This window comes from Acinetobacter sp. 8I-beige (genome assembly GCF_902505955.1).
In the GTDB taxonomy this organism is placed as follows: domain Bacteria; phylum Pseudomonadota; class Gammaproteobacteria; order Pseudomonadales; family Moraxellaceae; genus Acinetobacter; species Acinetobacter johnsonii.
In genome coordinates, this window is the sequence record NZ_LR732790.1 from 872,439 (window position 1) to 896,285 (window position 23,847).

The 23,847-nt window shown below is 42.1% G+C and carries 21 protein-coding genes; 12 read left to right on the top strand and 9 right to left on the bottom strand.

Annotated elements, in window-relative coordinates:
• Positions 1-176: 176 nt before the first annotated feature.
• The 3 genes from GVX98_RS04120 to GVX98_RS04130 all read right to left on the bottom strand — a co-directional run bounded on the left by GVX98_RS04120 (position 177) and on the right by GVX98_RS04130 (position 4,154).
• A complete protein-coding gene (locus tag GVX98_RS04120) occupies positions 177-1,139 on the bottom strand; it encodes a Tim44 domain-containing protein (protein WP_004982589.1) in 963 nt (320 codons plus the stop codon).
• A gap of 118 nt (positions 1,140-1,257) precedes the next feature.
• Complete coding sequence (gene radA, locus GVX98_RS04125; protein ID WP_004982587.1) at positions 1,258-2,649, bottom strand: DNA repair protein RadA; 1,392 nt, start codon at positions 2,647-2,649, stop codon at positions 1,258-1,260.
• A gap of 143 nt (positions 2,650-2,792) precedes the next feature.
• The gene (locus GVX98_RS04130) at positions 2,793-4,154 is read right to left on the bottom strand and encodes a sodium:alanine symporter family protein (RefSeq protein WP_004695773.1); all 1,362 of its coding nucleotides are present in this window, start codon (positions 4,152-4,154) and stop codon (positions 2,793-2,795) included.
• A 331-nt stretch (positions 4,155-4,485) separates the two neighbouring features.
• On the opposite strand from GVX98_RS04130, the gene GVX98_RS04135 reads away from it, so the two are divergent.
• The 6 genes from GVX98_RS04135 (at position 4,486) to GVX98_RS04160 (ending at position 10,186) form a co-directional block, all read left to right on the top strand.
• Positions 4,486-5,889, top strand: coding sequence for an amino acid permease (locus GVX98_RS04135; RefSeq protein WP_004695775.1), 1,404 nt, complete (start codon positions 4,486-4,488; stop codon positions 5,887-5,889).
• A 133-nt stretch (positions 5,890-6,022) separates the two neighbouring features.
• Positions 6,023-6,247 carry a hypothetical protein gene (locus GVX98_RS04140; RefSeq protein WP_125273268.1) on the top strand — a complete coding sequence of 75 codons (225 nt, stop codon included), beginning with the start codon at positions 6,023-6,025 and terminating at the stop codon, positions 6,245-6,247.
• A 32-nt stretch (positions 6,248-6,279) separates the two neighbouring features.
• Entirely contained in the window at positions 6,280-7,530 is a 1,251-nt protein-coding gene (gene lysA / locus GVX98_RS04145; protein ID WP_159127330.1) for a diaminopimelate decarboxylase, read from the top strand.
• A 6-nt stretch (positions 7,531-7,536) separates the two neighbouring features.
• Entirely contained in the window at positions 7,537-8,382 is an 846-nt protein-coding gene (gene dapF / locus GVX98_RS04150) for a diaminopimelate epimerase (RefSeq protein WP_004695783.1), read from the top strand.
• Positions 8,383-8,536: 154 nt separating this feature from the next.
• Positions 8,537-9,448 (top strand): tyrosine recombinase XerC, encoded by a 912-nt coding sequence (locus GVX98_RS04155; RefSeq protein ID WP_159127953.1) that lies wholly within the window; start codon positions 8,537-8,539, stop codon positions 9,446-9,448.
• A 339-nt stretch (positions 9,449-9,787) separates the two neighbouring features.
• Positions 9,788-10,186: a hypothetical protein gene (locus GVX98_RS04160; protein ID WP_078425374.1), complete on the top strand. Its 399-nt coding sequence runs from the start codon at positions 9,788-9,790 to the stop codon at positions 10,184-10,186.
• On the opposite strand, the gene GVX98_RS04165 is transcribed toward GVX98_RS04160, so the two are convergent.
• Entirely contained in the window at positions 10,113-10,718 is a 606-nt protein-coding gene (locus GVX98_RS04165) for a GNAT family N-acetyltransferase (protein WP_159127331.1), read from the bottom strand. The two genes, GVX98_RS04160 and GVX98_RS04165, sit on opposite strands and share 74 nt — an antisense overlap.
• On the bottom strand, positions 10,718-11,212 hold the full coding sequence (locus GVX98_RS04170; RefSeq protein ID WP_004695793.1) for an Lrp/AsnC family transcriptional regulator: 495 nt from the start codon (positions 11,210-11,212) through the stop codon (positions 10,718-10,720). The genes GVX98_RS04165 and GVX98_RS04170 overlap by 1 nt, the downstream gene beginning before the upstream one ends.
• Before the next feature lie 114 nt (positions 11,213-11,326).
• Between GVX98_RS04170 and GVX98_RS04175 the strand changes: the two genes are divergently transcribed.
• The 6 genes from GVX98_RS04175 (at position 11,327) to GVX98_RS04200 (ending at position 18,793) form a co-directional block, all read left to right on the top strand.
• Positions 11,327-11,932 carry a LysE family translocator gene (locus tag GVX98_RS04175; protein ID WP_159127332.1) on the top strand — a complete coding sequence of 202 codons (606 nt, stop codon included), beginning with the start codon at positions 11,327-11,329 and terminating at the stop codon, positions 11,930-11,932.
• Between the two features lie 481 nt (positions 11,933-12,413).
• Positions 12,414-13,166: an electron transfer flavoprotein subunit beta/FixA family protein gene (locus tag GVX98_RS04180; RefSeq protein ID WP_005400499.1), complete on the top strand. Its 753-nt coding sequence runs from the start codon at positions 12,414-12,416 to the stop codon at positions 13,164-13,166.
• 17 nt (positions 13,167-13,183) lie between these two features.
• The gene (locus GVX98_RS04185) at positions 13,184-14,119 is read left to right on the top strand and encodes an FAD-binding protein (RefSeq protein WP_004982561.1); all 936 of its coding nucleotides are present in this window, start codon (positions 13,184-13,186) and stop codon (positions 14,117-14,119) included.
• Between the two features lie 260 nt (positions 14,120-14,379).
• A complete protein-coding gene (locus tag GVX98_RS04190) occupies positions 14,380-14,988 on the top strand; it encodes a hypothetical protein (protein ID WP_159127333.1) in 609 nt (202 codons plus the stop codon).
• Between the two features lie 306 nt (positions 14,989-15,294).
• Positions 15,295-18,276 carry a DNA gyrase subunit A gene (gene gyrA / locus GVX98_RS04195; protein WP_159127334.1) on the top strand — a complete coding sequence of 994 codons (2,982 nt, stop codon included), beginning with the start codon at positions 15,295-15,297 and terminating at the stop codon, positions 18,274-18,276.
• 73 nt (positions 18,277-18,349) lie between these two features.
• Positions 18,350-18,793, top strand: a complete 444-nt coding sequence (locus GVX98_RS04200; RefSeq protein ID WP_159127335.1) for a DUF3887 domain-containing protein — start codon at positions 18,350-18,352, stop codon at positions 18,791-18,793.
• Between the two features lie 33 nt (positions 18,794-18,826).
• Here the strand turns inward: GVX98_RS04200 and GVX98_RS04205 are convergent, their stop codons facing one another.
• From GVX98_RS04205 to GVX98_RS04220, 4 genes are read right to left on the bottom strand one after another with little or no spacing between them, the layout of a single operon-like run.
• A complete protein-coding gene (locus GVX98_RS04205) occupies positions 18,827-19,915 on the bottom strand; it encodes an ABC transporter permease (protein ID WP_159127336.1) in 1,089 nt (362 codons plus the stop codon).
• A complete protein-coding gene (locus tag GVX98_RS04210; protein WP_004982550.1) occupies positions 19,912-21,042 on the bottom strand; it encodes an ABC transporter permease in 1,131 nt (376 codons plus the stop codon). Before GVX98_RS04210 ends, GVX98_RS04205 begins: the two co-directional genes overlap by 4 nt.
• Positions 21,042-22,190, bottom strand: a complete 1,149-nt coding sequence (locus tag GVX98_RS04215) for an HlyD family secretion protein (protein ID WP_159127337.1) — start codon at positions 22,188-22,190, stop codon at positions 21,042-21,044. Before GVX98_RS04215 ends, GVX98_RS04210 begins: the two co-directional genes overlap by 1 nt.
• 21 nt (positions 22,191-22,211) lie before the next feature.
• Positions 22,212-23,642 (bottom strand): TolC family protein, encoded by a 1,431-nt coding sequence (locus tag GVX98_RS04220; protein ID WP_228716287.1) that lies wholly within the window; start codon positions 23,640-23,642, stop codon positions 22,212-22,214.
• Positions 23,643-23,847: the final 205 nt, after the last annotated feature.

Sequence of the window (23,847 nt, forward strand, 5' to 3'; positions counted from 1 at the left end):
TTAACATGGATGTTACAGGAAATGTTGAGCGTAACTTTTAGGAAAACTATTGCTGTTATCGTTTTGAATGGTGTTTTTGTTTAAGCGAGGCGCTGATGACTCGGTTGAATCGACAGGAGGATTTATAGGGCACAAAAAAACAGCAACCGAAGTCGCTGTTTTTATATATCTGGAAATTACGCTTCTTGCTGGATACCCGCAACGAGCCAGTCTTGGGTAGAACCCGCAGGTTTTACAAAGTGCCAAACTTCAGCAAAAGGTTGCGGTAAGCTGTTGAGATCTTCACTTACTGTACCTGTAAAACGTACGCTAACCACGTATTGACCATTTTCTGTTGCAGAGTCCGCAACCATTGCATTAAGGTTTGAAAACTCAGCTACATCTTGATCTTGATTCGCCATAATGTCTTGATACATAGACTGGTAAAGATCAGGTGTTAAGTAACGCTGAATTTCAGAAATGTTACTTGCCGTGTTCATCGACTGAATATGATTGAAACGTTGACGAGCAATACGTAAGAAAGCCGCAGGTTCTGTACCGTCTGGCAGCTGACTACCACTATTGGTATAGGCAGCGCCAAAAGGTGCATTGTTTTGTGGTGCAGCAGCTGAACCACCTACAGACTGACCAAAAATGTTACTGTTGTCATTTGATGTACGTGGTGCAGCTTGTTGGCCAAACGGTGCTTGAGTTGAACCATTGTTTGGCGCGTATGGATTAGGTGCTACTTTTTTTTTTGCGCCCATTTTACGGAAAATGAAGAAGGCAACAGCAGCGGCAAGAAGAATCCAAATCCAGCTCGGAATACCACCTTTTTCTTCCTGTGCTTGCGCTTGAGAAGCAGAGTTGTCATCTGCCAGTGCATTTGCAGCAACAGCACCAATTGCAGCACCCGCTACACCCGCCGCAACCATACCACCGACGCCTGGACCAGATTTAGCTGGAGCTGTAGCGGGCGCTGTCGGTTGTTGAGCTGGAGTTGCTTGACGAGGTTGTTGATAAGACTGAGTTGGTGCAGCTTGACGGCTCATGCCGTGGCTTTTACCACCACCTGCACGTTTAGCTTCTGCGGCTAAGGGTGCAACTAAAAGAGCCGCTGTTAAAAAACCAGCAATCAAACCACGCTGTCGAACTTCCATCAAATTTTCCTACTCTATAAAAAATAAATTTTAACTCTACCTTTATGCAGTCTTTCATCCTAAATTTCAATAAAAAACGTGTTTATTTTATGAGGAATCCAAATGAATGGAATTTAGCTTAGTTGAGTTCGTCACTTAAGCCCATGGCTTCAGTGAGTGCCTCATGTAAGCGCGCCACGGCAATTACCTTCACCCCAGCAATGTCTTTTTGCGGTGCGTTGCCTCGCGGTAGAATAATGTATTTAAAACCATGTTTAATGGCTTCTTTTAAGCGTTCCTGCCCATTTGGCACTGGGCGAATTTCCCCAGAGAGTCCTACTTCACCAAAAACAGCCAGTTGTTGTGGCAGCGCTTTACCTCGCAGGCTAGAGGCACAGGCCAATAAGACGGCCAAGTCAGAGCCTGTTTCCGTGATTTTTAAACCACCGACAACGTTGACGTAGACATCTTGTCCAGATGTTTGCACGCCACCATGGCGATGCATTACCGCCAAGAGCATATTTAAACGGTTTTGTTCTAAACCTAAGGCGACTCGACGCGGTTGACCATGTGCATCATCAACCAAAGCTTGAACCTCAACCAACAGAGGACGTGTGCCTTCACGGCTGATCATTACGATTGAGCCTGCAATGGCTTCATCATAACGGCTTAAGAAAATGGCTGAAGGATTCGCTACTTCTCTTAAGCCTTTATCGGTCATGCCAAAAACCCCGAGTTCATTGACTGCACCAAAACGGTTTTTAACAGCTCGAATCATCCGATAACGTGAGTCGGACTGACCTTCAAAGTACAGAACACAGTCCACCATATGTTCAAGCACACGTGGACCAGCCAGTGCACCTTCCTTGGTGACGTGTCCGACGATGAACAAGGCTGTGCCACTATTTTTAGCAAAACGTGTTAGTAAAGCAGCAGATTCGCGAATTTGAGAAACGCCGCCCGGCGCTGACTGGAGTGTTTCGGTATACAGGGTTTGAATGGAATCTAAAATTGCCACAGCTGGACGCTCATGGGCAAGCATTTCACATATCCGCTCGACACAGGTTTCAGCCATGACTTTGAGTTTATCTGTGGGTAGATCAAGACGATTTGCACGCAAAGCCACTTGAGAGAGTGATTCTTCACCTGTGACATACAATGCCGCACTGTTGGCCGCGGCCATATGCGTTGCCGTTTGCAATAAAATGGTTGATTTCCCGATGCCCGGATCACCGCCAATCAGCACCACGGAACCCGTGACGAGACCACCCCCAAGCACACGATCAAACTCACCAATTCCTGTAGCCAGTCGAGTCTCATGTGAAACTGAAATTTGATTTAAGGTGCTAATAGCAGCAGCTTGACCTGCATAGCCGCCCCCCATTTTGGGCTGCGCACGATGTGTGACTGCAGGTGCAATATTGACTTCAACCAGACTATTCCATTCTCCACATTCAGAACATTGACCCGCCCATTTTGAATGGTCAGCGCCACATTGTTCACAGCGGTAAACACTTTTTGCTTTTGCCATGCTTTATTTGATGCACTATTTGGAGTATTCGATGGTTCAACAGCATACAGAGGATTGGATTTGAAATGAATGCTCTGAATCAAAAAGCCACCTGAAGGTGGCTTAACTATTGAAGATTTTAAAAATGTGCTTTGAAAATAGCCTTAGTACAACTCACCTGATTTACGCTTTTCGACAAAATCACGTGACTCTTTCACAATCACCGTCGACAGCAATAACAAGGCAATTAAGTTTGGAACCGCCATTAAACCATTAAAGGTGTCGGCAAATAGCCAGACTAAATCAAGTGATGCTACGCAACCAATAAAGACTGACGCGATGTAAATGAGACGGTACAGCAGAACATACTTTTCACCGAGTAAATAAGTACAGCATTTTTCGCCGTAATAGCACCAACCTAAAATGGTGGAATAAGCGAAGAACACAATACCAAAAGTTACGATCCAGCCTCCGACACCCGGCAGTAATTGGTTAAAAGTATGGGTGGTTAATACCGCGCCTGTTTCGCCACCAAAACTATTGCCCGCCATAATAAAGCCCATGACCAAAACGATCCCTGTGATACTACAGACGATAATGGTATCGATAAACGTACCTGTCATTGAGACTAAGCCTTGACGCGCAGGGTGGTCGGTTTTTGCAGCAGCTGCGGCGATCGGCGCCGAACCCATACCAGCTTCATTTGAGAAGACGCCACGAGCGACACCGTAACGAATGACAGCACCAATTGCGCCACCTGCTACCGCTTCACCCGTAAAGGCATCACGGAAGATCAGTTCAAGTGCAGGCATGACGAGTTCAAGATGGTTGAAGATAATAATGAGGCCACCGAGGACATAGCCAATCGCCATAATCGGCACGATGAAAGAAGCAGCTTTAGAAATCGATTTAATCCCGCCTAAAATAACCAAAGCGGAGAATACCGTAATGACGATACCTGTGATCCATGTTGCAACTCCCGTACTGTTTTCAACAGCGAGCGCAACTGTGTTGGATTGCACTGAACTGCCAATCCCAAAAGACGCCAAGGTGCCAAATAGTGCAAAAATCAGGGCTAACCATTTCCATTTTAGGCCGCGTTCAATGTAGTACATTGGACCGCCAGACATTTCACCTTTTTCATTTTTGATTCGGTATTTAACTGCCAGTACGCCTTCACCATATTTGGTTGCCATACCGAACAGGGCTGTCATCCACATCCAAAACACCGCACCTGGGCCACCAAGGACACAAGCGGTTGCAACACCGGCGATATTACCCGTACCAATGGTGGCAGAGAGTGCTGTCATGAGGGATGCAAAGTGCGAGATATCTCCTGCATGAGAATGTGCTTGGTCATGTTTGCCAAAGACTTGTTTAAAGGCCAGAGGCAACATGCGAATTTGCCAGAAGAACAAGCGTAATGTGAGGAATATCCCTGTTCCGACAATGAGGACCAACATATAGGGTCCCCAGACCCAACCACTGATGGTTTCCATAAAAGTTTGTAAACTTTGTGTATTCATTTTTCTTTTAGTCCTCTATGTTTTAAAACTTGAAATTTCTAGAAAAATTTTGAGTTTTATTAAGCAATTGATATGCCACAGTCATGCTTCCTGCACGATTTTTTATTGATTTTTAGTCTTGTTGTATTTGTTACACGGAAATTTATTTTTGACAAGTGTTTTGCTGATTTTTTCAACAGGAACTTTTACGTGTCCTTTGTCGTGTTAAATATAAGAAAAATTAATTAACTTTTCAAAAGATGTTGAAAATATAGATTAATACAATTTTATTTTTATTTTTTTGTTCTTTTCGGGTAATTTTGGCGACTGGAAATAAAAGACGACATCAAGAATGAGTTTAGAAAATACAGAATCGACCTCTGAACAAGGTGATTTAAAACGGAGTTTATCCAACCGCCATTTACAACTCATTGCGATTGGCGGTGCGATTGGTACGGGTTTATTTATGGGGTCGGGGAAGACGATTAGTCTCGCTGGGCCATCTATTTTAATCATTTACATGATTATTGGTTTTATGGTGTTTTTGGTCATGCGCGCGCTTGGCGAATTACTGCTGTCTAACTTGAAGTACAAATCGTTTATCGATTTCTCTACCGATTTGATTGGGCCGTGGGCAGGCTATTTCGTTGGTTGGACCTATTGGTTATGTTGGATCACGATTGGTATCGCGGACTTATCAGCCATTATTTATTACCTTCAGTTCTTTAATGGAGGGATGCCGTTCACACCTGGGGAAGGGGTGATGATCAGTGTTGCGGCCATTGTGTTCATCATGGGCTTGAACTTGGTCACGGTGAAACTGTTTGGTGAGCTGGAGTTCTGGTTTGCACTGATTAAGATTATTGCCATTGTGGTGTTGATTGCCGTTGGTTTATGGATGATCTTTACAGGTTTCACTTCAACGACGGGTGAAATTGCATCATTTAGTCATCTTTGGTCACATGGAGGAATGTTCCCAACAGGCGTGACAGGCTTCCTTGCGGGTTTCCAAATTGCGATCTTTGCCTTTGTAGGTGTAGAGCTGGTCGGTACCACGGCTGCTGAAACTAAAGACCCAGAAAAGAATTTGCCTAAAGCGGTGAACTCGATTCCAATTCGTATCATTGTTTTCTATGTGCTGTCTTTAGTGATTGTAATGTCTGTGACACCATGGAACGTGATTGATCCGGCGGTTTCGCCTTTTGTGAACTTGTTTAGTCAAGCGGGTATTGCAGCAGCAGCAATCATCATGAACTTGGTGGTATTGTCTTCTGTGATGTCATCAATGAATAGTGGTGTGTTTTCAACGTCGCGTATGTTGTTTGGTTTGTCTCGTGAAGATCAAGGGCCAAAAGCATTTGGCCACTTAAACAAGCGTGCTGTTCCTGCAAATGCATTGTACTTTTCAGCAATTTGTTTACTGTTAGGTGCTGCACTACAGTACTTTGTACCAAATACTGTTGAAGCCTTTACTTTGGCAACTACACTGTCGACGATTTTGTTTATCTGTGTCTGGATTATGATTATCTGGAGCTACATTGTGTATTACAAAACACGTCCAGAGTTACATGCAAAATCGACTTTTAAACTACCAGGTGGTCTATTTACCTGTTGGTTTGTGATCGTTTTCTTCATTGGTGTGATCTATGTGTTATCACTTGAAGCCGATACAATGAAAGCTTTAATGGTGAGTCCGATTTGGTTCATCATTTTGATTATTGGTTATTTTGGTTTCTACAAACCGAAACATAAATAATCGATACCATTGAAAAAAACGCCAGTCTTTAACTGGCGTTTTTTTTTAACTCACTATAATCTTTAGCGCTTAGTGGTTTGGTCATGTATGTTGATCAGGTTATACTTCTTCAAAATATCAAATAGGTGATCAGATGCGTTCTGTCATTTGCTGCATCAGTGTCTTGGTGATGAGTACTGCATTCGTCGGTTGTGGTCAGTCTGGTACATTACATATGCCAAATGATCCAAACTACGACAAACGAGCGAAATATTTGCTTTATAAAGACGCAGCATCTAAGCCGTCTGCACAAAAGGAAGATACCGTGCCCGTGAAGCAAGAGTTTGCTGCACCTTCAGTTGAAACCAATCAGCCTTAATACCTTAAACGCTTCATAGAAAGGATACATTCATGAGTTTTACCCGCAATCATGGGATTTTGCACGCTGAGCAATGCTCACTGCAACAGCTTGCGCAGCAATTTGGTACACCACTGTATGTTTATTCAAAAGCGACTTTTGAAAAACACTTTACAGAGATGGATCGTGCTTTTGACTTTATCGATCATCAAATTTGTTTTGCGGTTAAGTCAAACTCAAACATTGCGGTATTGAATGTCCTTGCGAAGCTCGGTGCGGGTTTTGATATTGTGACGGGCGGAGAATTGGCTCGTGTACTAAAAGCGGGTGGTGATGCTTCTAAAATTGTCTTTTCGGGTTTAGGTAAAACTGAGATCGATGTTCAAAAAGCATTAGAAGTGGGTATTGCATGCTTCAATGTCGAGTCTCATGCAGAGCTGGATCGTATTCAAAAAGTTGCAGCGAAACTGGGCAAAAAAGCACCCATTTCATTGCGCGTCAATCCAGATGTAGATGCGAAAACGCATCCTTATATTTCAACAGGCTTGAAAGAAAATAAATTTGGGATTCCTTCTGATACGGTGTTTGAAACCTATCAATATGCTGCAACGCTGCCGAATTTAGACATTATTGGGATTGACTGTCATATTGGTTCACAGCTGACTGAAACACAGCCTTTTGTGGATGCGCTAGATCGCGTGATTGTGATGATCGATCAGCTTAAAACCATGGGTATTCAGCTGAAACACATCGATATTGGTGGTGGTTTAGGCGTGACCTATAAAGATGAAGTGCCGCCTACCGTTTTTGAATATGCCAATGCAATGAAGCCCGCTTTAGAAAAATTGGGTTTGAAAGTGTATATGGAACCGGGACGCAGTATTTCGGCAAATGCAGGGGTACTCCTGACCAAAGTAGATTTGCTCAAACCGACTATTCACCGTAATTTTGCGATTATTGATGCAGCCATGAACGACTTGATTCGTCCTGCACTGTATGAAGCATGGATGGATATTCAGCCCGTTACACCGCGTTCAGATGTCGAGGCAAAAGAGTGGGATGTGGTTGGTGCAATTTGTGAAACAGGCGATTTCTTAGGGAAAAAGCGTGTGCTTGCACTCAAAGAAAATGACGTACTGGCTGTATTGGGTGCTGGCGCTTATGGTTTTGTCATGAGTTCAAATTATAACAGTCGCGGTCGTGCCGCTGAAGTGATGGTGGATGGTGAAAACGCACATTTGATTCGTGAGCGTGAAACCATTGAGTCGCTTTGGGACAAAGAACGTTTATTGCCTGAAGGATAATTCAAGATGTTATTAGAATTTACCAAAATGCATGGTCTAGGCAATGACTTTATGGTGGTTGATTTAATCAGCCAAAGAGCATTCCTTGATACTGTTACGATTCAGCGCTTGGCGGATCGTCATTTCGGCATCGGTTTTGATCAGTTGTTAATTGTTGAGCCACCTGATTTACCCAATGTCGACTTCAAATACCGTATTTTCAATGCTGATGGTTCTGAAGTTGAACAATGTGGTAATGGCGTGCGTTGCTTTGCACGCTTTGTACATGAGCGTCAGCTCACTACAAAGACCAAGATTAAAGTGCAAACCAAGGCAGGGATTGTGGAACCCGAACTCGGTCAAAATGGCTGGGTACGCGTGAATATGGGTTATCCAAAGTTCTTGCCGCAGGAAATTCCATTTATTGCGGATGCTCCTGAAGCATTGTATGACATTGCTTTGGCGAACAATGAGCAATTGACCATTGATGTGGTGAATATGGGTAACCCTCATGCAGTTACTATCGTTCCTGATGTAATTACAGCTGATGTTGCACGTCTAGGACCTCAGGTTGAATCACATGAGCGTTTTCCGCAGCGTGTGAATGCTGGGTTTATGCAAATCATTGATGAAAAGCATGCGCGCTTACGTGTGTTTGAACGGGGTGTAGGCGAAACCTTGGCCTGTGGAACAGGAGCTTGTGCGGCTGCGATTTCAGGTATGCGCCGTGGTTTACTCGATTCGTCTGTTGAAATTGAATTGGCAGGTGGTAAGCTGCATATCGAATGGCGTGAAGGTGACGTTGTTTGGATGACGGGTCCAACCTCAAATGTCTACGAAGGACGTATAGATCTGAGTTACTATCAAAACTAAGTTTAGCCTCACATAAAAAGCACTGATTCATCAGTGCTTTTTTTATGAAAAATGAACATAGGCATATAAAGAGCTAAGACAGTGCTACTATGCAAAAGAAAATCAATCTTCCACAGAATAGAACTATAGAGGCTGACTTGTGACTTTTGAGCCTATGCAACTGCTCGCGATGTGGTTAAAACAACGAGAAATACAAAATCAGTCTGCCCATACTTTGCAGGCCTATGAACGAGATGTGTCTGATTTTCTGCTATTTTGCAAACAGAAAAAACTTGAGTTGGGCGATGTTGAAGCCACTGATTTACGAGAATTTATTGCGCAAAAAGTTGAACATCAACAGTTGAGCTCCAGTAGTTTACAGCGGATGTTGTCTTCTATTCGTCAGTTTATGAAATGGGCTGAGCAGGGGCAATATTTGGCTTTTAATCCTGCCGATGACTTTCAACTTAAACGTAAACCTCGCCCTTTACCAGGTCTAGTGGATATTGAAACCATCAATCAAATTTTGGATCAGGCCTTGCCTGAGAAAGAAGTTGAACAGCAAATGTGGTATCGAGACAAAGCTTTGCTTGAGCTGCTTTATGCCAGTGGATTACGCTTAGCGGAAGTGCAGGGCTTAAGAATTAAAGATATCGACTTTAACCGACAGTTACTACGTATTACAGGGAAGGGCAATAAAACTCGGGTTGTGCCTTTTGGTTCTAAAGCCAAAGATGCAGTAATGAAATGGTTGAGCATTTATCCGCTGTGGAATGGTGATTTTGTGCCCGATGCACAAGTTTTTATTACTCAAAAGGGCAATCCTTTGGGGATGCGCCAGATTGAAAATCGGGTCAAGTTTCAGGCACAGCGCGCAGGCGTAAATATCGATCTGCATCCGCATTTACTCCGTCATTGTTTTGCTAGTCACATGCTGTCAAACAGTGGTGACTTGCGTGCAGTGCAGGAAATGTTAGGTCACAGTAACTTAAGTACCACCCAAATTTATACCCATGTCGATTTTGACAGACTGGCTCAAGTGTATGACCAGACACATCCAAGAGCACAGCAAAAGGTGAAAACTTAGTTCATACATACTTTAAAAATAGTGTCACATAATGCATGCACTATAGCGCTGTGTTTTAGGTTAAATGCCAAAGGTCAGAACAAACGGCGTAAACACATCCGTAGATAACTATTGTACGCACTAGGGCATCTGTGAGATTCGGCATTATTCTTGCTTTACTTACTCTTGCTTGAATCAACTTGATCAATAAGTAGCAATGATCGCTCACTTTTGTTGGAAAAAGTGTGATTATGAACTTTTGTAGAATAATAAATCGGCAAAAAATAGAGTATAAACTTAAAAGAGGATGGGCTTAATGTTCCAGTTTAATGAAACGGTAGATTTAAGCTTATATTGAAGATGACAAATGCGAAAATAGGTCAGTATATGATTTCAGATATACAAGCAAAGTATGATCAACTCAGCTCCGCGCAAAAAGACATTTTTGCGGGCTATGGTTTGCGTCAGGTCAAACACTTTGTTGAAATTAGTTTAGCCAATATTGAACCTGTACTGCCTGAAAATGCATTTGTTCAAGGCGTCAATGCAGCAGGTAAAGTTCAGGCTTTTAATGCAGAGACTGGGCAATGCTATTTATGGATTTCCGATTTACAGTGGCAAGCGACTGCACAGCCCTCAAATAGCATTGATTTGAAAGATGACTTTCTTGAAGTCTGGAAAATTTTTAATCTTGGACAATATGAATTGATTGATTTAAGTCATATTCATCGTGATTTTTTAGAAAGTCAGTTGGCTTAATAGCATAGAGCGTATGTCGAAGCAGTGGGCTATTTTGATCGAGTTTAGGATGATTAAAATAGCCACGATGTTGCATGCCGAGACGTTTCATTACCGCTTCAGAAGCCCTATTTTGAACTGCGGTAAAAGCAACAACTACATCCAGTTTTAAAACCGAAAAAGCAAAATATAGACAAGCCTGTGCAGCTTCTGTGGCATAATCCTGATGCCAAAACTTCGAGTCCAATCGCCAACCAATTTCGACACAGGGTGAAAAATCAAAGCACTCAGGTTGAGCATGTAAGCCTGTAAATCCAATGAACTCCTGATTATGCTTTAGTTCGACTGCCCAAAAGCCCCAACCATTTTGATTGATGAATTGCTGAAACTTTTGCGCAAGATTATCGCTTTCGGTTTGCGTGAGTGGATGAGGAAAATAACGCATCACTTGAGCATCGGCATTTAACTGTGCAAATGCAGGAAAGTCATCTGCGCGCCAAGCTCTTAGATGTAAACGCACTGTTTCTATCGCAAAATTTAAATGCGCTGACATTAGATTTCATCAAGCGGGAGTTGGAAACTTTGTTTAATGATTTGACTTGGCAAGTCTGTTTTGACACTGGTAATGCCATTCTTTTTGGTCAAATGTGTGGATTGGAACTCGCGATAACTTTCTAAATCAGGCACTACAACTTTCAGCATTGCATCGCATTCCCCTAAAATAATGTAGCATTCCATGACCTGAGGGAGCTCTTTCATGGCTTCAATAAAGGTGTCGATGGTTTCGGCATCTTGACCGACCAGCCAAATACGTGAGAACAGAATCAGTTGAAGGCCAATTTTTTGTGGATCGACCACTGTGGTATAATTTTGAATAACACCTGCTTCTTCTAATAGTTTGACGCGTCTTAGGCATGAAGACGGTGATAGACCGATTTCTCGTGCTAAGTCATTATTTTGAATACGGCCATTGTCTTGTAAGTGGCGAATGATATTTTTATCAATACGGTCAAGTTTTATGCGCACAGACTTTGGTGATTGTTTCATATCTTAGAATATAATTTGAAAAATACGTTTTATTATAGAATAAATTGAAAGCCAATTTTGTATTATTTCGCACATACTAATTTTCACTTTCTAATGGATGAAAGGGGAAAGGAAATGTCTGTATATGTACTCTTTGCACTGACCGTGCTGCCGCTGATTTTTACACCTGGGCCAGATATGTTATTTATTCTGTCTCAAGTTATGGGTAAAGATGCAAAAGCAGGCATGATGGCGACTGTCGGCGTATGTACAGGCTATTTACTACATTCAATTTTAGTGGCTTTGGGTATTGCTGCCATTATTGTGTCTTTCCCGCTTTTGTTTGAAACCATCCGCTGGTTGGGCATTGCATATTTGTTGTATTTGGTCTTTGGTTTATTAAAGTCGGTTTTTAGCACTAAAAAATTGCAACTGGACCGAAAAACGGAAAATAACCCGATCAAAAAAGGCTTTTTTACCGCGCTGTTAAATCCCAAAGGTATGCTTATTTATTTTGCGATCTTGCCGCAATTTATCGATAAATCTGCCAATGCTGTCAGTCAAGGTTTGATTTTATCTTTACTCTTTATCGCGATGATTTTTGTGGTCTATTGTAGTTTGAGTCTGGTTTTTGCAAAACTGACACAGAAGTCCCCAATAGATGAACGTAAGCAAAAATGGATTGATGGCACTTCAGGTGGGCTGTTGGCATTGGCCGCGACATGGCTGATTGCCAATTAAACTCAGAGAAGCATGTCAGAATGGCATGCTTTTTTTTGAGGAAGTTTTTTAGATTGGTTAATAAAGCAGCAATATTGTGTCATCGTATGTCTAGAATAATGAGTATTTGAATCTAAGGCTGTGTGATCTATCTTAAATGACAGATTTGTGAAGCCCGATAAAGATGTGAACAGACAGTCAATAATCTAAATAGTGGTGAATATTAGAGAAAAGAAATCAAATCTTTGAATAATGTAAATCAGATAAAAATATAATAAAAATCATAACTTAATCTGAGTGCGATTTTGTGCAAATATAGTGCGTACAAAAAAGTATGAACGCGTCGTTCAGCTAAATTTACGCATTTTTACAGCTCTTTGGTGAATTGTGACTTGACCGAAATGCCGTACACATTGCAAGATAGGGCACCTAAAAAAATTTAAGTGAAGAGTTAAACTAACTTTTCTCAACATTTACATTTGCTAAAACAGCCGAGGATTACATGAAGGCTCTTGTTGCTGTAAAACGTGTGGTTGATGCCAACGTTAAAGTTCGCGTTAAGCCGGACAACAGTGGTGTTGACTTAACCAACGTTAAAATGTCAATTAACCCATTCTGTGAAATCGCAGTGGAAGAAGCGGTTCGCTTAAAAGAAAAAGGAACTGTTTCAGAAATCATCGTTGTTTCTATTGGTCCTAAAGAAGCGCAAGAGCAAATCCGTTCTGCGATGGCGCTTGGTGCTGACCGCGGTATCTTAGTTGAAGCTGATGACAGCCAACTGGGTGCATTAGAAATTGCGAAAGTGTTGAAAGGCGTTGTTGACGCTGAACAACCTCAGTTGATTCTTCTTGGTAAGCAAGCAATTGATGATGACTCTAACCAAGTCGGCCAGATGCTTGGTGCGCTTCTAGGTGCAGGTCAAGGTACTTTTGCTTCTGAAGTTAAAGTTGATGGCGACAAAGTACAAGTAACTCGTGAAATCGACGGTGGTTTACAAACTGTTGAACTTGCACTTCCAGCGATCATCACCACTGACTTACGTTTGAACGAGCCACGTTATGCTGCTCTTCCAAACATCATGAAAGCGCGTAAAAAACCGCTGGATACGAAGTCTCCTGCTGATTTTGGTGTTTCTACAACAACTAAACTTAAAACAGTTAAAGTTGAAGCACCTGCTGAACGTAAAGCTGGCGTACAAGTGAAGTCTGTAGACGAACTTGTAGAAAAACTAAAAAATGAAGCGAAAGTGATCTAATACAGAAGGATAAAATCATGAGTATTTTAGTTATCGCTGAGCACGACAACAAAGCACTAAATGGTGCAACTTTAAACGTTGTTGCTGCAGCTCAAAAAATCGGTGGTGATATCACTGTATTAGTTGCTGGTTCTGGCGCTCAAGCTGTTGCTGATGCTGCTGCAAAAGTTGCGGGTGTAAGCAAAGTATTACTTGCTGACAACGCAGTTTACGCAAACCAATTGGCTGAAAACGTTGCAGCTTTGGTTGCAGATATTGCTAAAGGTGGTTTCAAACACGTATTGGCTGCATCAACTACAACGGGTAAGAATATTCTTCCACGTGTGGCTGCTCTTCTTGATGTGAGTATGATTACAGACATCATTGCTGTTGAATCTGCAAATACGTTCAAGCGTCCAATCTATGCAGGTAACGCGATTGCAACAGTTCAGTCTGATGAAGCAATCATTGTTGGTACTGTACGTGGTACAGCATTTGACCCTGTCGCTGCTGAAGGTGGTTCTGCTGCGGTTGAAGCTGTAAGCGAAGCAAAAGATGCTGGTATCTCTAAGTTTGTTGCTGAAGAGATCGTAAAATCTGAACGCCCAGAATTAACTGCTGCGCGTATCGTGGTTTCAGGTGGTCGTGGTGTGGGTTCAGGTGAGAACTACCATACTGTTCTTGATCCATTGGCTGACAAATTGGGCGCTGCTCAAGGTGCATCACGTGCTGCGGTTGACGCAGGTTTCGTTCCAAACGACATGCAAGTAGGTCAAACAGGTAAGATTGTTGCACCTGACCTGTATATCGCTGTAGGTATCTCTGGTGCGATCCAGCACTTGGCAGGTATGAAAGACTCTAAAGTGATCGTTGCGATCAACAAAGACGAAGAAGCACCGATCAATGCAGTAGCAGATTACTGGTTAGTAGGTGATTTGAATACCGTTGTTCCAGAATTAGTATCTAAAATCTAATTCCTAACAACGTTTCAAAAACGCTCCGAAAGGGGCGTTTTTTTATGTGCGCTTTGTTTGATAATGCATACTGCCTTTATGCAAATGAAGGGTGAAATAACTTATCGGTATTTTGTTGTTTTAAATCATTGTAATCTGAAAATTTAAGAATTTATTAAGGTCTTTGTGCATATGGGTCTTTAGATTTATGATACCATTTGCCATCCATTTTTAAGCTTAACTTACACAAAACTTTTTTTGTTAAGTTAGGAGTCGTGATTTTGCTGATTGATACGCGTGTATCGTGGTCTGTTCTGATCCTTGCTGTTCTGTGTTTAATCTTTCCATTTTTGGCTGATCTACAGCTTCCACTTTTAGGTGGTGCTGTTGTACGTGGCGTGGAAAATATACAAGCTCTACTTTTATTGATATTCGCTGTATTTAGTTATTTTTATATGCAGCCGATGCGTCTTCCAGAGGGTAAAAAGTATTTTTGGATCTGGGGAGTACTGTGGTGGTTACTTTTATTTGGGCGTAGCACCAGTTGGGGTAGAGACTATTTCCCTGAGGTCCCAAAAGTATATTTTCGTGGCATCTCGGTAGTTTTGATTGGTTCAGTCGTATTTATGTTGTTGGTTAAACCATTGCGCCATGAGATTGCGATAAAAATGAAGAGCATGACGATTCCTGCTTGGGCAATGCTGCTCACGGTGTTGGGATTGATTATTTCTGACGGCATTGAACACAGTCGCATTTATGGTGGAATTTTCTTACATCAGATTGCATATAAAGACCTTATGGAGGAGCTATATGAGTTTCCTTTAATATTGGGCTTGTTTATGGTGGCATTTCATATTATGCGGCGCGATAAGCAAGAGATCGATCAGTAAGTCCAAAGATAGGCAAGACATGGCTTAAAGCTCTCAAAAATGAGGGCTTTTTTGCATTTTACGCAACGTTAATAGGGAATGTGATGGAGCTGTAAATGTACATCCTATGCATGTGTAAAAAACAACCTCTAAATTAAAGAAAATTAACGAGATTAACTGTGGTGACGTGGCACAAAAATCAGAGTGTTTATGCTATAATTTGCGGCTATATTTCAGTTTTTAGTTCAGTATTTTGAACTAATAATTTTGCAAGTTTTACGACATATAAATGCAAGCGGTTTTACGTTTGTAGAATAAGGAGTATGCATGAGCGTATCGGAAATCAGACCGATTGCGATTGAGGATGAACTCAAGAACTCGTATCTTGACTATGCAATGAGCGTGATTGTTTCTCGTGCTTTGCCAGATGTTCGAGATGGTCTAAAACCTGTTCATCGTCGTGTGCTTTATGCAATGCACGAATTGGGTAATGACTACAACAAAGCTTATAAAAAGTCTGCCCGCGTGGTTGGTGATGTGATCGGTAAATATCACCCACACGGTGATTCTGCTGTTTATGAAACCATTGTTCGTATGGCTCAAGACTTTAGCTTGCGTTATCAATTGGTTGATGGTCAGGGGAACTTTGGTTCGGTCGATGGCGATAGCGCAGCTGCGATGCGTTATACCGAAGTTCGTATGCGTAAGTTGACTCACGAGATTCTTGCCGATCTTGAAAAAGATACGGTGGATTGGGAAGACAACTACGACGGCTCTGAACGTATTCCGCAAGTGATGCCAACGCGTATTCCTAACTTACTGATTAACGGTACTACAGGTATTGCTGTGGGTATGGCGACCAATATGGCGCCGCACAACATGACTGAAGTAGTGAACGCTTGTTTGGCCTATGCTGAAAACCCAAATATTTCAATTGAAGGATTGATGGAATATATTTCGGGTCCAGACTTTCCTACAGGTGGTATTATTTACGGTAAAGCGGGCATTGTTGATGCTTACCGTACGGGTAAAGGTCGTTTGCATATTCGTGGTAAATACCACTTTGAAGAAGACCAAAAAACAGGTCGTACCACGATCGTTTTCACAGAAATTCCATATCAAGTCAACAAAGCAAGAACGATTGAACGTATCGCTGAGTTGGTGAAAGAGAAAAAACTGGAAGGTATTTCTGAGCTACGTGACGAATCTGACAAAGACGGGATGCGTATTGCCATTGACTTAAAGCGTGGTGAAAACGCTGAAGTTGTGGTGAATAACTTATTCCAAAATACACAGTTGGAAAACTCATTCAGCATTAACATGGTGTGCTTAGACAACGGCCAGCCAAAGTTAATGAACTTGAAAGACATTGTTGCGGCATTTATTCGTCACCGCCAAGAAGTGGTGACGCGTCGTACCATGTTTGAATTGCGCAAGGCACGTGAGCGCGGCCATATTTTAGAAGGTTTGACGGTAGCATTAGCAAATATTGATGCGATCATTGAAACCATTAAAACCTCTGCAAACCCAGCTGAGGCGCGTGAGCGTTTACAAGCAGGTGAGTGGGCAGCTGGGAATGTAATTGCACTGCTTGAAAAAGCAGGTTCTGTTTCTGTACGTCCAGACGAAATTGAAGGTGAAGATCCAAGTCGTCCGTTTGGTTTAGATGGTCAGATATATCGTTTATCGCCTGCGCAAGTCGGTGCTATTCTTGAACTTCGTTTGCACCGTTTAACGGGTCTTGAACAAGACAAGTTACAAGCTGAATATACTGAGATTTTAGGTCAAATTACTGAACTCACAGCTATTTTAAATGACTTCAACTTATTGATGGGCGTGATTAAAGAAGAATTAGCTTTAATTTTGCAACAATACGGTGATGCTCGTCGTACCGCAATTGTTGAGTCTCGTATTGACTTCTCTCGTGAAGATTTAATTCCTGAAGAGCAAGTGGTACTGACTGTTTCAAAAACAGGTTATGCGAAAACTCAACCACTTTCAGACTATGCTGCGCAGCGTCGTGGTGGCCGTGGTAAATCTGCGACCTCGATGAAAGAAGATGATTACATCCAGCATCTGATTGTGACATCTAACCATGCTACAGTACTGTGCTTTACCAATGTTGGTAAAGTCTATCGCCTGAGAGTGTTTGAAGTGCCTCAAGCGTCGCGCGGTTCAAAAGGTCGCCCAATGGTGAACTTGTTACCGTTAGATGCCGATGAGACGATCACAGCAATTCTTCCTGTGATTGATGCACCGAAGAAATTTAAAGAACGCTTAGCTGAGTTTAAAAACTTTGTGCGTAGCAATGTCGCGACATTACGTGAAAATAGTATTATCGACGCGCATTATGAAGCATTAAAAGCTTCATTCGATGAGTTGGCTGAAGATGCTGATGAACTTTCTGATGCATTACGTAAGCAATTGAAAGAGTTGGGTGTTGAGCTTTCAACAACTGATTTAGACAATGAAACGGTTGTTGAATTTGCTGATCTTGCAGAGAAAATGCGTAAGAATTTCTTTGTATTTATGGCAACAGCATCTGGTACAGTCAAGCGTGTTGAATTAGAGCAATTTAGTAATGTTCGTTCAAATGGCTTACGTGCAATTGAGCTGAAAGAAGAAGATACCTTGATTGGTGTTGCAATCACCGATGGCGAACAGCAAATCATGTTGTTCTCAAATGAAGGTAAAGCAATTCGCTTCTCTGAAACTGATGCACGTGTGATGGGACGTACTGCAAAAGGGGTACGTGGTATGCGCGTCACTTTGGCTGCAGCCCAGGCCGAAGATGATGTTGAAACCGACACAGATTCAGATGATGAAGAATCTTCTGATTTAAATGTGGCGAGCCGTATTGTTTCATTGGTTGTTGTACCTGAAACTGGCGAAGTACTGTGTGCTTCTGCAAATGGTTATGGGAAACGTACGCCTGTTGATGACTTCCCAACCAAGAAACGTGGTGGTAAAGGTGTTATTGCCATCAAAACATCTGAACGTAACGGTGAGTTGGTCGGTGCGGTTGCAATTGATGAATCTAAAGAGTTGATGTTGATTTCTGATGGCGGTACTTTAGTTCGTACTCGTGCTTCTGAAGTTGCTAGAACGGGTCGTAATGCACAAGGTGTACGTCTGATTCGTTTAGGTAATGAAGAAATCTTGGTCGGTGTTGTTGCTGTTGAAGCAGTTGAAGTCGAAGATGATATTTTAGATGCTTCTATTGAAACAACTGAAGAAACTGTGGTTGACGAAGTAAATGTAGATGCATCTGAAAATACAACAGATACCAATACATCGAACGAAGACTAACTGAATGAAAAAGAAAAGGGCGCTTCGGCGTCCTTTTTCATATTGGCGATGACCTAGTGGTGGATAATATTTTATGAAAGCAAAATTACTGGTTTTGAGTTGTGCGTTGGCTTTAACAGCGTGTGATAAATTGGGACAACAGGCATTGGATTCGATCCCAAATCCGAGTCCTGCTCAAGAGAAAGTAGCTCAGCAAGCTTATCAAGCCTTTACTCAGGGTGATTTTCCGCAGCTCTATACTTATTTTGAGCCAGAGTTACAGCGTGAATTTAAAACTCATGAAAAAGACATGCGAAAATTTGCAAAATCGATTCCTAAACAAGCCATAACGACTCAAAAAATTGTATCAAAACACATTGAAAAGTCGACGGAAAAACCAAGTTTGTATGCAGTTACCTATGAGTATGCTTATAGCAATAAAAACCTAGTTCAATACGATGTTGGTTTTGACAAAGCCGGCGGAAGCACAAAAATTCGTAGCTTTGATGTCAAACTTTATGGGGCTTCAACGGATTAAATGGGTAGGATTGCTATCAATACGTTCTAAAATTTAGCGACGCTTGAGACGCCAATAAGCAAATGCTGCGCACGCTATACCAAACACAAAGAGATACAGTAGTTTCGGCAGAATAAGTGCAGTTGGTACACCCATTTGGTTCAGTTGAATAAACATTTGAATCCCTTGGGTCGATGGCAAAACATTACCCAAGTATTGCATCCAAGCGGGCATTGCGGCGTGTGGCCATGCTGTTCCTGAAAGTAGAAATAGCGGAATAGAGGTAAATACAATGACATGTCCTGCACGTTCAGGCATATCGAAAAATGTTGAAATCAACATGCCTAAAGCCACGATACAGCCTATAAAAATCGGCACGGCCAGTAACATACCACTAAAATTTCCCCCATGTGGGTAGTCATTTAACCAATAAATAAAGCCAAATAAATATAAACAACCGAGCATACCAATGGTCAGGATGGCGCAAAAAATCGCAAAAAATTCTATCGTCGTTGGTCGCCATTTCTGTTCGCGGTATCTGGCCAATAACATCCCTAAACCGAGCACGATGGTTTGATGAATAATCAGCGGAGCAATGGCGGGGAAAATATAACTGCCATAACCCGACATGGTGTTAAAAAGCGGCGTTTGATGAATGGAAATGGCTGGTGAAAAGTGCGAAATATTGCCAAATTTTTCCACGTGCTCGCGTACAGTATTTTCAATTGAGGTAGCGAGACCTAGTCCAATTTGCTTGGTTTTTAAGAAGTTTGCCGCGCTGAGATAGAGCCCAATCCCACCGACTTCGCCATGCCGAAGACTATTGGAAAGATTTTCGGGTAAGAGCAAAATACCATCGGCTTGCTGTTGTTTAATCATATTTTCAGCATCGAGGAAATTGCCCGTCACAGCTTTCACTTCAACATTTGGACTGAGCGCAACGTGCTGAATGATGTTATTGGTCACGATACTTTGTTCTTCATCCACAATTACAATCGGCAAAGCTTCTGCTTGCTGTGCTTTGTAGGCAGTCGGATAGAAAACACTATAGAAAATCACCGAGAGGATGAGCGTGGTTAAAATCGACTGATTGGCGATAATGTCTTTAAATGTCTTGATGTAATAGTGCAAAAATGACTTCATGACACTGCTCCTTTGATTCGTTTTTTGAGGAGCAGGATAGAGGTCAAAGCGTAAAAGACCACATAGAGGATAAGTATGAGTAAAGGCAATAGCGCTGAACTGATTGGGCTACCAATGACCCATTGTTCGGTTTGTAGTTTGGCATAAGGTGTGTAAGGGATAATATTGGCCCAAAATTTGGTAAACAGTGGTGCGTTATTTAAGGGGAGGGTCACTCCTGCAAAACTGAGTGATGAGCCGCCGTACACAGCAATTAAACCAAAGGTTTTGGATAAATTATTGGTGGCTAAAACAATGGTGCTACTGATCAAGGCATAGGCACTATAAAATAAAAGCTGTGCCAACATGATCAACCAAAGCTGACCTGCAACAAACCAACCGCGAATCTCAATCAGCCAAAACATCCACGCCCATGTCCATAAGCTAAAAATAAGTACATAGGTCAGGTTTTTCGTGAGGATGGCTTTAAAAGCAGATTGCTTGTTTAGCCAATTTTGCGCTGTATGAAACTTAAATTCTTGACCGACTGAAAATGCGACACAGCAGCAGAGTAGTAAATGCAAAATCGCAGGAATCATAAAGGGTTCTAAATAGAACTCATAACTCAAATTTGGGTTGTATAAGGTCGAAATTTTAACGTGTGGTGTAGGTACATCTAAATAAGGGATCGTATTTTCTAAATAGCTTTCACCAGCATAGTCTGCCATGGCTTCAACTGTGCTGAGTAACATGGCTGATGAAATGGTGTTCCCCACACTAAAGTAACTTTGGTTATAGGCGATGCTGATTTCAGCATCTTTAGCTTGAACAAAACGTTGTTCGGCGCCATTGGGAATACTGACGTAACCCCAAACTTTGGTTTGGTTCAGTAGCTTTTCAACTTCGGTATTTTGATCACTGACGATGGCGACATCTAAAGTATGGTTGAGTCTCAAGTAGCGCTGTATGTTTTGGCTGAGCTCGCTTTGGTCCTGATCAATAATCGCAATAGGCAAATGTTCAGGTTTACCTTGGGCAAACATGCTGGAAAACAGTACGATAATAAACAGTGGGGCAAGCGTGACTAAACATAGATCCCACTTATGCTTCAGTAAATAGTTCAGTTCCCGCAGTAGCCCGCTTAGCATTATTTGCTCTCTTTGACTTTAAACAACACACTCATGCCAACTTTTAGGTCTGGAATGGCTTGCGTAGGCGTCAAATGAACTTTAAAGCTACGAATGTCATAGCCTCCTGTTTGGCGTGTAGTCTTAATAGTGGCAAATTCGCCTTCGGCATCAATATTCTTAATATTAAAGTTTGTATTCAGGTTTAAGGCTGGAATAAAGCCTTCAATTTGTTTTGCCTGATAGATGTTGGCGTATTGGTCTTCACGAATATTCAGTGATACCCAAAGCTCGCGATCTTGAATAATACTGACAATCGGCACACCCATCGCTACCAATTCAGAGGGTTTGCCATAGGTTTTAGACACGGTACCGTCAATCGGCGAGATTAGTTTGGTTTCAGCTTCAAGTGCATTGACTTCAGCAACAGCTGCTTTTGCAATTTGCACTTGAGCATCTGCTGAACTTTTTTGCTGTGGAGTGCTGCCACGTTCAGCCCGAGCATATTGTTGATATGCGGCTTCTGTCATTTGAGCAGCTGATTGCGCCGCAGCATACATTTCATCGCGACGTTGGCGTGAGATGACACCTTGTTGGTACAAGTTTGCACCACGTTGATAGGTGGTTTGTGCCAAAGTTTGCTGTGCTTTCAGTGCTTGCCAGTTGGCGTATAAACTCGCAATATTTTCTTCCTGAGAGCCACGGTCAGCGGTGGACTGGAGTGCTAAGGCAGCCTGTAAGCTGGCCAGTGCTTGCTGTTTTTTGGCATCGACTTCAGGGCTATACAGTCGAACGAGTTCTTGGTTTTTGCTGATCTTCTGTCCGTCATGGACATAAATTTCATCAATTCGACTGGGCACTTTGGTACTGACATGGATCGTTTCTGCCTCAACTCGACCTTGGATTTCAACCGTTTTCGGTTGATAGGCCTTCCACAGTCCAAAAGCAATCACGATGAATAGAATGATGAGAGCAAGCCCCCCAATCAGCTTGATCGCTTTGGACTTTTGCTCGGTGTTTGTATTGGTTGATGCTGGCTTAGTCTGTTCGCTCTCAGTCTGTGCCTGCTCTTGAGTATCATTTGTGGTTAATTCCTCTGTTGATGGCACCACTTGATCTTCTTGTTTTTCAGGTTTTTGCGGATCAGATTGGTTTTGATCTTGATTCATTAAATGGCTCTCATCAAAGAATTAACGAATAAATCGCGTATTGGGTTGCAGAAGATAAGTTTGGAACTGATGGATCGAACCATGACTTTGTAGAAGCGTCGCCAGTGACATGACATATTTATAGGCATTCAGTGCGGTTTCTGCTTTTAAAGCGCTGAGCATATTTTGTGCATCGATCACTTGGGTCGCTGTTCCCATATCTTCTTTAAAGGACAGTTCTTGTATACGTAAATTTTCTTGCGCTGCTTTTATATTTTGCTGTAATAACTGATCACTTTGCTGCGCTGTGGTGGCTTCGCTATACGATTTATAAATCACATTTTCAATTTCTTGTTTAGTCCGTGCTGTCATCAGTTCAGAAGCGTAGCGTTGTAACTCTGCTGCTTGGACATTTTTGTTTTTATCAATGCCTGAGAACAGATTGTACTGTGCGGCTAAGCCAACGATCCAGTTATTTTTATCGTCTAGACTGTATTCACCAAAGGCAAAAATATGTGGTTTCTTGGCGGCGTTTTGTGCGGTGACATTGGCTTGTGCCAATTGAGTGTCCATTTGTAGTTTTTGTACTAAAGCCGATTGATCTGCATATGACTTGAGTAGGGTATTTAAATCTTGGTTTTGGGTGCTGTTAATAAAGAGTGGTGTGGTTAGCTCAGTGATTTGGCTGCTTTGCAAAAGATTATTGAGTTGAAATAAACTGGCTTTTAAATTGGCCTGACTGGCTTGCTCACTGCGCTGTGCATTGTTTTTTGCCACTTCAAACTGCATGCGCTGGCCTTTACTAATAAAGCCCTGTTGTTCGAGTTTAAGTGCATTGTCATAGTGTTTTTGCATTGCATGCCAATTATATTCGCTAGACGCGAGTAACTGTTTTTGCAGTTGAACATTGAAATAGGCTTGAATCAGCTCAAAGCGTTGTAGGTCTTGCTGTTGTTTTGTACTGAGTTCGCTACGTTTTGCTTTGATATTGGCGACTTGTTTTGCACTTGAGGTTAACCCACCTGTATAAAGCGGCATCATTGCAGAAATGGTCGGGCGTATGACTTGATCTTCTAAGGTAATTTGCGAGCTATTCGGAATAAGCCCGACACCTTTGTGAATGGTTTGATCAATACCTTGCTCTAAACCACTTAAATCGCCCACATTTGGATAGGTGTTTTGCCACTCATCAATTTTCGTGGCTACGCCATCAGTCAGTGTTTGTTCTAAATTATTTTTGAGTGCACCAAGAGGTACATCGAGCTCATTATGAAAAGCATAAGCACGTACGTTCAGATCGATACGGGGTAGCCCCAAACCTTTGACCGCTTCAGCTTCTAGTTTGGAGGCTTGTTGTAAGGCTTGGGTGGCCTGTGTGCTAAACGAGTCTTGTAACACACTTTGCTCAGCTTGTTGATAGCTGATGGATGCAGCAAAAGTTGTCGAGCTGATTCCGAGACTGAGACCGAACATGCTTAATGACAAGATTGATGGCAGTGATGTACGCAATAAGAATTTGTTGGCTGGTGTATTAAGCATGTTGAATAGTCTTTGTGGCATGAGCACGACTCTTTTCTATGTTTTTGCACATTATACGCATAATCTAACTGTTCTGAATGCTGACTCAGTTACTGAATTGTTTAATTTGCAAATGTATATCAATAGATTAGCGACATTT